This window comes from Streptomyces xanthii, from assembly GCF_014621695.1.
GTDB classification, from domain to species: domain Bacteria; phylum Actinomycetota; class Actinomycetes; order Streptomycetales; family Streptomycetaceae; genus Streptomyces; species Streptomyces xanthii.
The window spans coordinates 3,039,694-3,052,680 of sequence record NZ_CP061281.1 but is presented as its reverse complement, the minus strand read 5'-3'; the positions used below and the strand labels follow the sequence as shown (position 1 = coordinate 3,052,680).

12 protein-coding genes are annotated in these 12,987 nt (G+C 74.0%); 7 read left to right on the top strand and 5 right to left on the bottom strand.

Going from position 1 to position 12,987, the window contains the following annotated elements; all coding sequences use genetic code 11:
- Positions 1-10 precede the first annotated feature (10 nt).
- Entirely contained in the window at positions 11-892 is an 882-nt protein-coding gene (gene sucD, locus IAG42_RS13690) for a succinate--CoA ligase subunit alpha (protein WP_188337298.1), read from the top strand.
- 67 nt (positions 893-959) lie between these two features.
- Here the strand turns inward: sucD and IAG42_RS13685 are convergent, their stop codons facing one another.
- A complete protein-coding gene (locus IAG42_RS13685; RefSeq protein ID WP_188337297.1) occupies positions 960-2,198 on the bottom strand; it encodes a helix-turn-helix domain-containing protein in 1,239 nt (412 codons plus the stop codon).
- 122 nt (positions 2,199-2,320) lie between these two features.
- On the opposite strand from IAG42_RS13685, the gene IAG42_RS13680 reads away from it, so the two are divergent.
- Positions 2,321-3,961, top strand: coding sequence for a cell division protein PerM (locus IAG42_RS13680; protein WP_188341366.1), 1,641 nt, complete (start codon positions 2,321-2,323; stop codon positions 3,959-3,961).
- Between the two features lie 410 nt (positions 3,962-4,371).
- On the opposite strand, the gene IAG42_RS13675 is transcribed toward IAG42_RS13680, so the two are convergent.
- Positions 4,372-5,121, bottom strand: coding sequence for a hypothetical protein (locus tag IAG42_RS13675; RefSeq protein ID WP_188337296.1), 750 nt, complete (start codon positions 5,119-5,121; stop codon positions 4,372-4,374).
- Positions 5,122-5,418: 297 nt separating this feature from the next.
- On the opposite strand from IAG42_RS13675, the gene purN reads away from it, so the two are divergent.
- From purN to IAG42_RS13660, 3 genes are all read left to right on the top strand, one after another.
- On the top strand, positions 5,419-6,039 hold the full coding sequence (purN, locus tag IAG42_RS13670) for a phosphoribosylglycinamide formyltransferase (RefSeq protein WP_188337295.1): 621 nt from the start codon (positions 5,419-5,421) through the stop codon (positions 6,037-6,039).
- Complete coding sequence (gene purH, locus IAG42_RS13665) at positions 6,036-7,610, top strand: bifunctional phosphoribosylaminoimidazolecarboxamide formyltransferase/IMP cyclohydrolase (RefSeq protein WP_188337294.1); 1,575 nt, start codon at positions 6,036-6,038, stop codon at positions 7,608-7,610. Before purN ends, purH begins: the two co-directional genes overlap by 4 nt.
- 170 nt (positions 7,611-7,780) lie before the next feature.
- Complete coding sequence (locus IAG42_RS13660; protein WP_188337293.1) at positions 7,781-8,218, top strand: hypothetical protein; 438 nt, start codon at positions 7,781-7,783, stop codon at positions 8,216-8,218.
- Here the strand turns inward: IAG42_RS13660 and IAG42_RS13655 are convergent.
- From IAG42_RS13655 to IAG42_RS13650, 3 genes are all read right to left on the bottom strand, one after another.
- A complete protein-coding gene (locus IAG42_RS13655; protein WP_223205985.1) occupies positions 8,212-9,783 on the bottom strand; it encodes a serine/threonine-protein kinase in 1,572 nt (523 codons plus the stop codon). The two genes, IAG42_RS13660 and IAG42_RS13655, sit on opposite strands and share 7 nt — an antisense overlap.
- Positions 9,780-10,514, bottom strand: a complete 735-nt coding sequence (locus tag IAG42_RS37995; protein WP_223205984.1) for an FHA domain-containing protein — start codon at positions 10,512-10,514, stop codon at positions 9,780-9,782. The genes IAG42_RS13655 and IAG42_RS37995 overlap by 4 nt, the downstream gene beginning before the upstream one ends.
- A 149-nt stretch (positions 10,515-10,663) precedes the next feature.
- On the bottom strand, positions 10,664-11,329 hold the full coding sequence (locus tag IAG42_RS13650; protein ID WP_188337292.1) for an RDD family protein: 666 nt from the start codon (positions 11,327-11,329) through the stop codon (positions 10,664-10,666).
- Between the two features lie 143 nt (positions 11,330-11,472).
- Between IAG42_RS13650 and IAG42_RS13645 the strand changes: the two genes are divergently transcribed.
- Together IAG42_RS13645 and IAG42_RS13640 are read left to right on the top strand one after the other, a co-directional pair.
- Positions 11,473-12,336: a bifunctional methylenetetrahydrofolate dehydrogenase/methenyltetrahydrofolate cyclohydrolase gene (locus IAG42_RS13645; protein ID WP_188337291.1), complete on the top strand. Its 864-nt coding sequence runs from the start codon at positions 11,473-11,475 to the stop codon at positions 12,334-12,336.
- On the top strand, positions 12,326-12,745 hold the full coding sequence (locus IAG42_RS13640) for a DUF3017 domain-containing protein (protein WP_188337290.1): 420 nt from the start codon (positions 12,326-12,328) through the stop codon (positions 12,743-12,745). The genes IAG42_RS13645 and IAG42_RS13640 overlap by 11 nt, the downstream gene beginning before the upstream one ends.
- Positions 12,746-12,987 lie beyond the last annotated feature (242 nt).

Sequence of the window (12,987 nt, the reverse complement as noted above, 5' to 3'; positions counted from 1 at the left end):
CAGAACAGCCATGGCTATCTTCCTCAACAAGGACAGCAAGGTCATCGTCCAGGGCATGACCGGTGCCACGGGCATGAAGCACACCAAGCTCATGCTGGGTGACGGCACGAACATCGTCGGCGGTGTGAACCCGCGCAAGGCCGGCACCTCCGTCGACTTCGACGGCACCGAGGTCCCGGTCTTCGGCACCGTCGCCGAGGCGATCGAGAAGACGGGCGCCAACGTGTCCGTGCTCTTCGTCCCGCCGGCCTTCTCCAAGGCCGCGGTCGTCGAGGCCATCGACGCCGAGATCCCCCTCGCCGTCGTCATCACCGAGGGCATCGCCGTCCACGACTCCGCCGCGTTCTACGCGTACGCGAAGTCGAAGGGTGGCAAGACCCGCATCATCGGCCCGAACTGCCCCGGTCTCATCACCCCGGGCCAGTCGAACGCCGGCATCATCCCGGGCGACATCACGAAGCCGGGCCGCATCGGCCTGGTCTCGAAGTCCGGCACGCTGACGTACCAGATGATGTACGAGCTCCGTGACATCGGCTTCTCGTCGGCCGTCGGCATCGGTGGCGACCCGGTCATCGGCACGACGCACATCGACGCCCTCGAGGCGTTCGAGGCCGACCCCGACACCGACCTGATCGTCATGATCGGCGAGATCGGCGGCGACGCCGAGGAGCGTGCGGCGGACTACATCGCCAAGCACGTCACCAAGCCGGTCGTCGGCTACGTCGCGGGCTTCACCGCCCCCGAGGGCAAGACCATGGGCCACGCCGGCGCCATCGTCTCCGGTTCCTCCGGCACCGCACAGGCCAAGAAGGAGGCCCTGGAGGCCGCGGGCGTCAAGGTCGGCAAGACGCCGACCGAGACCGCCAAGCTGGCGCGCGAGCTGCTTTCGTAGTTCGCCTCAGGCCGCGTACGACAGCGGGCCCGCACCGGATGCTCTCCGGTGCGGGCCCGCTGTCGTCTCACTCCGCGACGGGCGCCAGGCGCTGCGGGCCGCCGCTCAGCTCGGCCCGGAGCCGCTGCCGCAGCTTCCGGTCGTGCTCCGTCATGTGCTGCGGCCCGGTCAGGGGCGGTACGCCGCTGATGGGGGCGCCCGGCGCGGGCACCGGCTCGTACTTCGTCGGCGCCACCCGCACGGTGAGCGCCGTCGCGCCGACGATCAGCACCGTCACGGCGATCGCGGCCCGGGTCCAGAATCGGGTGCGCTTCTCGCCGCCGCTGCGCACCGTCGTCGACCGGGGCGCGTCCAGCTTCTCCGAGCCCGCCAGCTCGGTCAGCCGCTGGTGCAGCTGCTCGGGCACGGCGAGGCCGGGCAGCTGCTCGGCGACGGCTTCGCGGGCGTGCAGCACCCGGTTGGCGGCGGCCGGGGTGCTGGCCTCCGTCTCGGCCGCGGTCTCCGGCAGGTTCAGGCCGACGCCGTCGTAGAGCAGCAGCGTGCGCCGGTACGCGGGGGGCAGGCTGAGCAGCGCGTCCAGCAGCTTGCGGTCCTCCGGGTCGGCCGGCGGCGCCTCCGGGACGCGGTGGGCGCGGCGCAGCCGGTGCCAGGGCGACATCGCGTACTCGTACGCCGCGGCCCGCACCCAGCCCGCCGGGTCCGGGTCGACGGCCACCTCGGGCCAGCGCTCCCAGGCCAGCTGGAACGCACGCTCCACGGACTCGCGGGCCAGCGCGCGACGGCCCGTCAGGAGGTAGGTCTGGCGCACGAGATACGGCGCGCAGTGGGCGTACAGGGCGTCGAAGGCCTCGGGCGGGGTGCCGGGGCGTTCGGACGGCGCGGGCTCGCGCCGCGGGGTCCTGCGGCGGGCCGGGCGGGCGGGGGAGGGAGCCCGGCGGTTCTTGCGCGCGGGGGTGCGCGCCGGGGCGCCGGCGCCCACGAGTTCGGGCTCGGCGGGCTCGGACGTCTCGGCGGGCTCGGCGGGTCCGGTGGCCCCGGCGGGGCCGGAGGGCTCGACCGGGGCGGTGGATTCAGCGAGTTCGGCCGCTTCGGCGGGTTCGGCGGGTTCGGCGAGTTGGGAGAGGAGGCGTGCGTACGCCTCCGCCTTCCGGCCGCGCGGGGTGGTGCGGCCCGACTCCCAGGAGCGGACCGTCTCACGTGTCACGCCGACCTTCGTGGCGACCTGAGCCTGGGTCAGCGACCGCGACTCGCGGAGCCTGCGGCGCTCCTTCGGTGTCGGGAGTGGGGTGGCAGCGCCCTGCGTCATGGTGAACTCCACACACCCTTTCGCGGGAAAAAGTACATAAACGTATCTTGAGCGACACATCCGTACTTCGCCTGTTACGCCGTGAAAGCGCGTGTCGTTGGGAGCATGGCCCGGTGACCCAGATGACCGGCCGTGGAACCTCGTTGCCCCTGCTCCTCACCCGAGTGCGGGAACGATCACCGGGGCCCGCCGCCGGGGCGTTCGGCGGAGTCGTCGCGGCCGGGCTCGGGCTCGGCGGCTGCGCGGTGCTCGTCACCGTGCTCTGGATCAGCTCCCCGTACCCGGACAGCGGGCCCGACGGCGCCCTGCGCACCGCCGCCGCGCTGTGGCTGCTCGCCCACGGCGCGGAGCTGGTCCGCACGGACACGCTGTCCGGGGTGCCCGCACCCATGGGCCTCAGCCCGCTGCTGCTGCTCGCCCTGCCCGTGTGGCTCCTGCACCGGGCGGCACGGGACGCCGCCGAGGGCACCGACGGACGGCCCCTGCCGCAGGCCGGCGCGGTCTGGGCCGGGGTCGCGCTCGGCTATCTGCTGGCCGGCGCCGGCGCCGCGGTCTACGCCTCCGGGGGCGAGCTGCGCCCCTCCTGGCCGAGCTGCGCGTTCCACCTGGTGGCCGTCACCGTTCTGGCGGCGGGCGCCGGAGTCTGGACCGCGCACGGCCGCCCGCGCGGCCCGCTGCCCGCGCGGCTCGCCCGGCACGTGGACCGGCTGCCGTCCGCCTTCGTCCACGAGGTGCTGCCCGTCGGGGCGCGGGCGGCGGCCGCCGGAACCGCGGTGCTGCTCGCCGGGGGAGCGCTGGTGCTCGGCGCGGGCCTGGTGTGGCACGGGGGAGCGGTCCGTGACTCGCTCCTCCAGCTCACGGCCGCGTGGTCCGGCCGCTTCGCCGTGCTCCTGCTGTGCCTCGCCCTGCTGCCGAACGCGATGATCTGGGGCGCCGCCTACGCGCTCGGACCCGGCTTCCTGCTCGGTACGGAGCACCAGGTCGGCCCGCTCGGCGGCGCCGCGGGGCCGCTCCTGCCCGCGTTCCCCCTCCTCGAGGCGGTGCCGTCGCGGGCCACGGGGACGCCGCTGACCTGGGCCGTCGGCGCGGTGCCGGTGGTGGCGGCGCTGACCGTGGCCCGGTTCGTGGTGCGCGGCGCGGACGAGGACTGGCCGCTGCGGCGGGTCGCGGGCGCGGTCGGCACGGCGGCGGTCCTGTGCGGGGCGGCCCTCGCCGGGCTCGCCGTGGCCTCGGGCGGGGCGCTCGGCGTGCACGCCCTGTCCGCGTTCGGCCCCGTCGGCTGGCTGACCGGGGCGGCGGCGGTGGCGTGGATCGCGGTGCCCGGGCTGCCGGTGGCGCTCGGGATCTGCTGGTGGCGCGCCCGCGAGTCCTCGGTCCGCCCGCGCCTGTCGGCCTGGGCCACGGGCTGGAAGGACCGCCGCGGTGCCGCGGCCGAGGCCAAGGAGTCCGCCCGCGCGGCAAAGGAAGCCTCCGCCGGCTTCGAGCCCTACGACTTCTTCCACGGCCAGGACCAGGGGGACCGGGAGTTCTTCGACGCGGCCCGCACGACCGTCCCGGCAGCCCCGCTCGCGCCGGCCCCGGCCGGAACAGACCGACCGGAGCCCGCCGCTGCCGCAGAACCGACCACGGCCCCAGAGCCGACGGCTGCCACAGATGCAGGCGCGACCGCTGCCGCGCCCCCGGCCACCCCGGCCGACGCCCCCTCGGAGCCGGGCGGGCCCGCAGCCGCGGAGCCGGCGGGCGAGGACGAGCAGGCCCGCTAGCTCGCGGCGCCCCGCACCTCGCCGGCCCGGCCGCATGGATTCGGAGAGCGCGCGCTGCGGCGCAGGCGGGCGCACGCGCCGCCGCGAGCCTGTTCCGTCACCCCGGGCAGCGGCACATCGGAGCCCGGCGAGGTCGCGGCTGCGGAGCCGGAGAACGAGAACGGGCAGGCCCCTGACCCTCGGCGCCCCGACCTCGCCTGCCCGGCGCAGGCGTCACGGGAGTCGCCTCGACCCCGGCCCCGGCCACCCCGGCCGGCGCCCCCTCGGAGCCGGGCGGGCCCGCAGCCGCGGAGCCGGCGGGCGAGGACCGGCAAGCCCGCTAAGGCGGGTCCGCCCCCCCTGCAACGACTCAGGGACCGCCCCATGCTCCGGGCGGTCCCTGAAAAGGTGGTCGTGTTGTCCGGGAGGGGTCAGCGGACGCCCAGGAGAGGGCGGAGCTGCTCCGGGAGCTGCTGTTCGCAGGACTTCTCCGCCGCGTTCGTCAGGGCGTCCGCCCGGCACTCGTAGTAGTCCGCGTACACGAGCTTGAAGCTGAACATCGCGGCGACCAGGGCGAGCGCGAGACCGCCCGTCACCAGGCCTCCCACGGCCGCCGTGGTCTGCGGCCGGGTGGACTCCGGTGCGGCGGGCGCCGGCTTAGGGGCGTCCGGGTCCGGGGCACCGCCCTTGCCGCGCAGGGCGCTGATGCCCCAGTACAGGGCGAGCGCGCCGAGCAGCAGGGCCACGTAGGGCCAGCTGAACAGGGCGAAGAAGAAGCCCCACATGCCGGACAGCAGGGCGTAGCGCGCGCGGCGCTGGACCGGGTCCGTGGGGTCCCAGCGCATGCCGCCGCCCGGGCCGGGGCCCTGCCCGTCGGGGCCGCCCTGGCCGCCGCCTCCGCCGGGACGCTCGCCGAAGCGGCCGCCGCCGGTGCGGCCGGGCTGGCGGTCGCTCCACTGGCCGCCCCAGGGCGCCTGGCCCTCGGAGTCGTCGGAGCCCTCCGGTCGGCGGGGCTGCCAGGGGCGGTCGGGCGTGCCCTCCGGCGGCGGCGCGAAGGGATTGTCGTCGCCGGAACCGGACCCCGAGGACTCGGGCGCCTCCGGCTCCTTCTCCGTGGGTCGGCCTTCGCGCGACAGGACGGCGCCGGCGGGCAGCGTGAGGCGAAGGCTTCGATCCGGCATCAGGTGTGCGTCTTCCCCTAGGTCGTGGGCGAGGTGGAACGTCGGTCGGGCGGTGTGCTCGTCACGTCAACGTCCCACAACCGCCCGGCGTTCCGTCCCGCGCCGGTCTTCACCGGCGCATCCTGAACGCTGACGCTACCTCCCGCCCCGGCCCCCGTCCCGCGGGGGCCGTCCGGAGTGCCGGTATCGTTGCTGGCGGTCGGCCGCTTCGTAGGGTTCCCCGTATCGGGGACACCGAAGCCTTCGTACGACCGTACAAAGTCGCAAGACGCTCAGTTCCCGAGAAAGGGCCCCGTCGTGGCCAAGGCCAAGCGCCTCGTCGTGCTGGTCTCCGGATCAGGCACGAATCTGCAGGCACTGCTCGACGCCATCGAGGCGCAGGGCGCGGAGGCGTACGGGGCCGAGATCGTGGCCGTCGGCGCCGACCGCCCGGGCATCGCCGGCCTGGAGCGCGCCGAGCGCGCCGGTCTGCCGACCTTCGTCTGCCGCGTGCAGGACCACGCCTCGCGCGACGAGTGGGACCGCGCCCTCGCCGAGGCGACCGCCGCGTACGAGCCCGACCTCGTGGTCTCCGCGGGCTTCATGAAGATCGTGGGGAAGGAATTCCTCGCCCGCTTCGGCGGCCGGTTCGTGAACACGCACCCCGCCCTGCTCCCCAGTTTTCCCGGTGCGCACGGCGTGCGCGACGCCCTCGCGTACGGCGCCAAGGTCACCGGATGCACCGTCCACTTCGTCGACGACGGCGTCGACACCGGCCCGATCATCGCCCAGGGCGTGGTCGAGGTCCGGGACGAGGACGACGAGAGCGCTCTGCACGAGCGCATCAAGGAAGTCGAGCGCACGCTGCTCGTGGAGGTCGTGGGGCGTCTGGCCCGTGACGGCTTCACCATCGAGGGACGAAAGGTAGTCATCCCGTGACCGCGGAAAACACCGCCGGAAGCAACAAGCGGCCCCTGCGCCGGGCCCTGGTCAGCGTCTACGACAAGACCGGCCTGGAGGACCTCGCGCGCGGGCTCCACGAGGCGGGCGTCGAGCTGGTCTCCACCGGTTCGACCGCCGCGAAGATCGCCGGTGCCGGGGTTCCGGTCACCAAGGTCGAGGAGCTCACCGGGTTCCCCGAGTGCCTCGACGGGCGCGTGAAGACCCTGCACCCCAAGGTGCACGCGGGCATCCTCGCCGACCTGCGCCTGGAGGACCACCGCAAGCAGCTCGACGAGCTGGGCGTGCAGCCGTTCGACCTCGTGGTCGTGAACCTGTACCCGTTCCGGGAGACCGTCGCCTCCGGCGCCACCCCCGACGAGTGCGTCGAGCAGATCGACATCGGCGGCCCCTCCATGGTCCGCGCCGCCGCCAAGAACCACCCCTCGGTCGCGGTCGTCACCAGCCCGGCCCGTTACGCGGACGTCCTCGCGGCGGCCAAGGACGGCGGCTTCGACCTCACGACCCGCAAGCGGCTCGCCGCCGAGGCCTTCCAGCACACCGCCGCGTACGACGTGGCCGTCGCCTCCTGGTTCGCCGACGACTACGCCGCCGCGGACTCCTCCGGCTTCCCCGACTTCCTGGGCGCCACGTACGAGCGCAAGAACGTGCTCCGCTACGGCGAGAACCCGCACCAGGGCGCGGCCCTCTACGTCGACGGCACGGGCGGCCTGGCCGAGGCCGAGCAGCTGCACGGCAAGGAGATGTCGTACAACAACTTCACGGACACGGACGCCGCGCGCCGTGCCGCGTACGACCACACCGACCCGTGCGTCGCGATCATCAAGCACGCCAATCCGTGCGGCATCGCCGTCGCGTCGAACGTGGCGGAGGCCCACCGCAAGGCCCACGCCTGTGACCCGGTCTCGGCCTACGGCGGCGTCATCGCCGTGAACCGCCCGGTCACCAAGGAGATGGCGGAGCAGGTCGCCGACATCTTCACCGAGGTCATCGTCGCGCCCGACTACGAGGACGGCGCGCTCGAGGCCCTCACCAAGAAGAAGAACATCCGCGTGCTGCGCGCCCCGAACGGCCCGTCCGCGACCGTCGAGACGAAGCAGATCGACGGCGGCGCGCTGCTCCAGGTCGCCGACCGCATCCAGGCCGACGGCGACAACCCGGCCACCTGGACGCTCGCGACGGGTGACGCCCTCTCGCAGGGCGAGCTGGACGAGCTGGCGTTCGCGTGGAAGGCCTGCCGCGCCGTGAAGTCCAACGCGATCCTGCTCGCCAAGGACGGCGCCTCGGTCGGCGTCGGCATGGGCCAGGTCAACCGCGTCGACTCCTGCAAGCTCGCCGTCGAGCGGGCCGGCGAGGAGCGGGCGCGCGGCTCGTACGCCGCCTCGGACGCGTTCTTCCCGTTCCCGGACGGCCCGCAGATCCTGTTCGACGCCGGCGTGAAGGCGATCGTGCAGCCCGGCGGTTCCATCCGTGACGAGCAGGTCGTCGAGGCCGCCAAGAAGGCGGGCGTGACGATGTACTTCACGGGTACGCGCCACTTCTTCCACTGACGCACGGAGCAGTGAACGGGTGAGGGCCCGCCGGTCACCGACCGGCGGGCCCTCACCTCTGCCCACCGTCCCCCGGACGGACCCTCGGACCTCCGAGGCTGTCAGCGGGCGCCGCCGCGAGCAGGATGAACTCGACCGCAACACCCGAACGACCACGGGGAGTTCAGCTCATGCGTCTTCGTCTCCTGCTCGGCACCGCGGCCACCGCCGCCGGTGTCGCCGCCGTCAGCCTGGTGCCCACCGCCACCGCCTCGCCCGCGTCCCCGGCCCGCGCCGAGCGGGTCGCCGCCGCCTCGCCGAGCGTGTCGCCGGCCGCGCCGTACTTCTACAGCGACGGCCCCGGCTACACCTGCCCGACCGGCAACCTGTGCGTGCGCGCCTGGGACCCGAACAAGGGCCAGTACAAGGTGTTCAAGCTCTACGAGTGCCACACCTACTCGCTGTCCTACTTCAAGGGCAACGGCGGCTACGCCAACTTCCAGACCGGCGACCGGGCGACCGCCACCTTCTACGGCCAGTCCGGCAACGTCCTGAAGAACGTGCCGGTCGACGCCCAGTCCACCAGCTACGACTGGGGCCCGGTCTGGAAGATCCGCAACTGCTACTGACCGGCCCCGGGCGGTGTGTACGCCTTGAGCCAGTGCCCGACCCGGTCCGCGTACGGGCGGACCCGGTCGGGCACACCGCCCTCCTTGTTCACCGTCCCGGCGGAGGTGCGGTAGCCGACCGCGACGAGTACGCCGCGCTCGCCCTCGACCCGGCCGGTCGGGGCGAGCTGGCGGGCGATGTCGCAGGTGTACCGGCCGACCGCCGGGATCGACACGTCCGGGGGGAACGGCGGCCGCAGATCCTTGATCACCTGGGGTCTGCGGCGCGGGTCGATCCAGTACCAGAGGACGGACGGGGTCCAGCGGGCGATCCCGTACTCGTCCTTGGCCGGGTCGGACAGATCCGGGTCGAAGCCGCTCTCCGCCTTCAGGATCGCGGCGATCAGGGCGGGGGTGACCTCCGGCTCGTGGCAGCCGTGCGCGGCGTCCACGATCAGCTTCCGGTAACGCACCGGGACACCCGCGTCGGTGCGCAGCTCGGCCGCGCCGTACCGGGCGGCGGCCTTCCGGTCCTCGCCCGGAGCGCCGCCCGGCAGGCCGCCGCCGGTCAGCGCGAGGGTCGCCCCGCCCGCCGCGAGGGCCGCCACGACCGCACCCGCAGCCCAGGCCAGGACCCGGCGCCGGCGCGGTCCGCGCGGCCGCCGCGCGGACCGGACGCCCGTGACAGCCTCCACCCGGCGCAGCAGCTCCGCCGCGTCCAGGGCGGCGCGCTCCGCGTGGGTGCGGGCCAGGCAGTCGGTGACGATGCCGCGCCAGGCGTCGGGGACGCCGGGGGCGAGCCGCAGTTCGTCGCCGCCCCGCGCGTAGCGCACCGCCGCGTCGCGGCGTGCGGCGGGCGTGCCGCCGGGCAGCGGGAACGCGCCGGTGAGCACCAGATGGGCGAGAACGCCGAACGCCCAGATGTCCGCCGTCGGCCGGATCCGCTGCCCGCGCTCGCCGATCTCCGCCCACAGGAGCTCCGGCGGCGTGTAGTCGGGCGTCGCGAAGGCCGGCGTGTACGCGTGCGTGCCGTCCAGCTCGGCCGCCATGTTGAAGTCGGCCAGGCGCACCGAACCGTCGGCGAGCAGCAGCACGTTGGCCGGTTTCAGATCCCCGTGCACCCAGCCCGCCCGGTGCAGCTGGTCCAGCCCCTGGCACACCTGGGCGAGCAGCTCGGGGCCGTGCGGCGGGGCCGGTGCGCGCTCGAGCAGCCCGGCCAGCGAGCCCTCGGCCAGCTCCAGGACGAGGACGGTGGCGCCGTCGAGCCCGGGCTGGTCGGGCGCGTCGACGGTGAGGGTCTCGTAGAGCCGCACCAGCCGGGGTGTGTCGCGCAGCCGGCGCAGCAGCTGCACCTCCCGGTCCGCCAGTTCTCGCAGGTGCGTGAGCTGGCGCGGGGTGCGGGTGCCGGTCGGCAGGAACTTCAGCGCGGCCGTGCGCGGCAGCGTGTCCGACGGCCGGGCGCGGCGGGCCGCGTACACCGTGCCGAAGGCCCCGGAGGCCAGCGGCTCGCGCACCTCCCAGTGGCCCAGCCGGAACCCCTTCGCCACCCGCACCGTGTGCCCGAAGCCGCCCCCGGACCCGCTCACGAGCGCCCCGGGCCGCCGCTCAGCACCGCCAGGTCGTCCTCCCGCACGAGGTCGAAGCGGAGGGCGAGGGAGGCGAGGGACTCCCGCTTGCCGTTCAGGCGCGGGCCGGGGTCCCAGGTGTCGGGGCCGGACTTCAGGCGCAGCTTCACCGCGAGGTAGTCGATGTTCCACTGCACCGCGGAGCGGCTCGACGCGGGCCAGGTCGGGCGCAGCCGCTCGGCGATCTGGTCGACGGTCGGCAGCGCGGCGTGCGGCTGCCCGCGCAGCCGCGGCTCGCACAGCGCGGCCAGGACCGCGAAGTACCGCTTGCCGGGGTCCAGGCTGAACGCGGGCGCGGTCGGCGCCCCCTCGCCCGCCCGGTCCGCGCCCCGCGCGTAGTCGTGCCGCGGCGCCCACACCTCGAACGGCAGCAGGTCGCCCGCGGCGGGCAGCACGACCCGGGAGAACTCGAAGGGCACCGGCGCGTCGAGCCGGCCCGCGGCGACCTTGATGTGCTCGCCCGCGCCCTCCGGGTTCTCCACCACGTAGGTCTGCCGGGAGCTGAGGTTGCTCAGCACCCAGAAGGTGCCCTGGGCGGTGATCTCGCCCGCGACGCGCGACACGCCCTCGTGCGCGAACGTCAGGTCGTTGCTCCGGTCGCAGCGCCCGAAGCGCAGACGCTCGCCCGGCCCCAGCCGGAACTGCTCCCGCGGCCCCGTGTCCGGCGCGGGCACGACGATGACACTGTGCATGGTGGTGGCCCACCTTCCCCCGATTTCCTCGGATTTCTCCGACGGTTTCGCGGCTCAGGGTAGGGAAGAGGGCGGGCCCGGATAAGACCGATGGCCGCAAACCCCCCGAACGTAGGGGCGTTTGCGGCCACCTGTGGGCCTCGGGCGGTTCAGCCCTTGACGTGGACGACGACCGTGCTCGCGACCTTGTCGTGCCAGCCCTGCATGCGGCCGGACTTGTCCCAGAACGGGGACAGGTAGACGAGGAGCTGGCCGATGCCGCAGGCGAACGAACCGACGGTCGGGATGACCCAGCGCAGGAACGCTCCGCCGATGCCCGGCTTCTGCCCGTCGTCCGCCTTCAGGACGCGGATGCCGACGGCCAGCTTGCCCAGAGTGGCGCCGACGAACGCGATCATCAGGACCTCGTAGGCCAGCACCAGGACCATGAACAGACCGGCGACCGGCAGGATCCCGGACTGGAAGTCCGAGACCGCGTCGTTCACGCACGTGTCGTACGTGGGGGAGCTCGCGTCGCAGGCCGTCACCGTGTCGATCAGGTCGGTGAACTTCGGAGCGAGGAAGACCGCGTAGAGGACGAAGAACAGGACGCCGTCGATCATGCGGGCGCCGAACCGGCGGCCCATCGAGGCGAGCGGCGGGACGCCGGGGCCCATCGGGCCGCCCGGCTGCTGCGGGTAGGCGCCGTAGGGCTGGCCCGGCTGCTGCGGGTGGCCGTAACCCTGCGGCGGCACGCCCTGTGGGGCCTGCTGTCCGTACGGGTTGCCCTGGGGCGGCTGCTGGCCGTAGGGGTTGTTCGGGTCGCCGAAACTCATGGCGGGTTTTCCTCCGGGGACGACAAGGAGAGAGCGGTGCCGATCATGCTTCTCAACGGACCGGGCCCCTGTCCAGCCGCTTCCCGGGGCCGTTGTGCAAGTGCAACTTGGGTGAACGGCGGCCGCCCTGGAACAATGGCCGCATGACTGCCCAGATTCTCGATGGCAAGGCCACCGCAGCCGCGATCAAGTCCGACCTGACCGCCCGCGTGGCGGCGCTGAAGGAGAAGGGCGTCACGCCCGGCCTCGGCACGATCCTCGTGGGGGAGGACCCCGGCAGCCAGAAGTACGTGGCGGGCAAGCACCGCGACTGCGCGCAGGTCGGCCTCGCCTCGATCCAGCGCGAGCTGCCGGCCACGGCCACCCAGGAGGAGATCGAGGCCGTCGTCCGCGAGCTCAACGAGGACCCCGCCTGCACCGGCTACATCGTCCAGCTCCCGCTGCCCAAGGGCATCGACGAGAACCGCATCCTCGAGCTGATGGACCCGGCCAAGGACGCCGACGGCCTGCACCCGATGAACCTCGGCCGCCTCGTCCTGAACGAGCCGGCCCCGCTGCCCTGTACCCCGTACGGCATCATCACGCTGCTGCGCGAGCACGGCGTGGAGATCAAGGGCGCGGAGGTCGTCGTCGTCGGCCGCGGTGTCACCATCGGCCGTCCCATGCCGCTGCTGCTCACCCGCAAGTCGGAGAACGCGACGGTCACCCAGTGCCACACCGGCACCCGTGACCTCGCCGCCCACCTGCGCCGCGCCGACATCGTCGTGGCCGCCGCCGGTGTGCCGCACCTGATCAAGCCCGAGGACATCAAGCCCGGCGCGGCCGTCCTCGACGTCGGCGTCTCCCGCGACGAGAGCGGCAAGATCGTCGGCGACGTGCACCCCGGCGTCGCCGAGGTAGCCGGCTGGATCTCCCCGAACCCGGGCGGCGTCGGCCCCATGACCCGCGCCCAGCTCCTCGTCAACGTGGTCGAGGCCGCGGAGCGGAACGCGAACGGTGTCGGCTGACGTGACCACCGGCGGGGAGAAGCACGGCACGCGCCGCTTCCCGCGGTGGACCCGCGACACCGCGCGCCCCGAGGGCGGCGGCCGCGCCGCCCCGGGCGGTTCCCCGGCGCCCGCCCGGCAGTGGCCGCTGATCGCCGTCCTCGCGGTGACCGGCCTCGGGCTGCTCCTGACGGCCTTCGACCTGTTCCGGATCGGCACGATCCTGGTCGGCGTCGCGCTGCTCGGCGGGGCCGTGCTGCGCTGGGTGCTGCCGAGCGTCGGCATGCTCGCCGTGCGCTCCCGCTTCACCGACCTGCTGACCTACGGGATCCTCGGCGCCGTCATCGTGCTGCTCGCGCTCATGGCGCAGCCCGATCCGTGGCTGAAGATCCCCTTCCTTCAGGACACCCTGCACTTCACCGTGCGCTGACCGGCCGGTGACGAACGGAGCGAGTCCGTCCCTGTGTGGCGATCCCCGGGCAGGTTCGGGGATTCTGTCGCACGGGGGCGGATCGCGCACATAGCCTGGAAAATCGGGACCGTCCCGGACGTCCCGGACCCGGTGCGGCGTGCGGGGGCGCACCGAGGCGCGGGCGGGGTCGGATGCCCCCGTGCGCCCCCTGCCGGGGAACTGACATCCTGGCTACCCGCATCCCAATGGGTAGGCAGTGG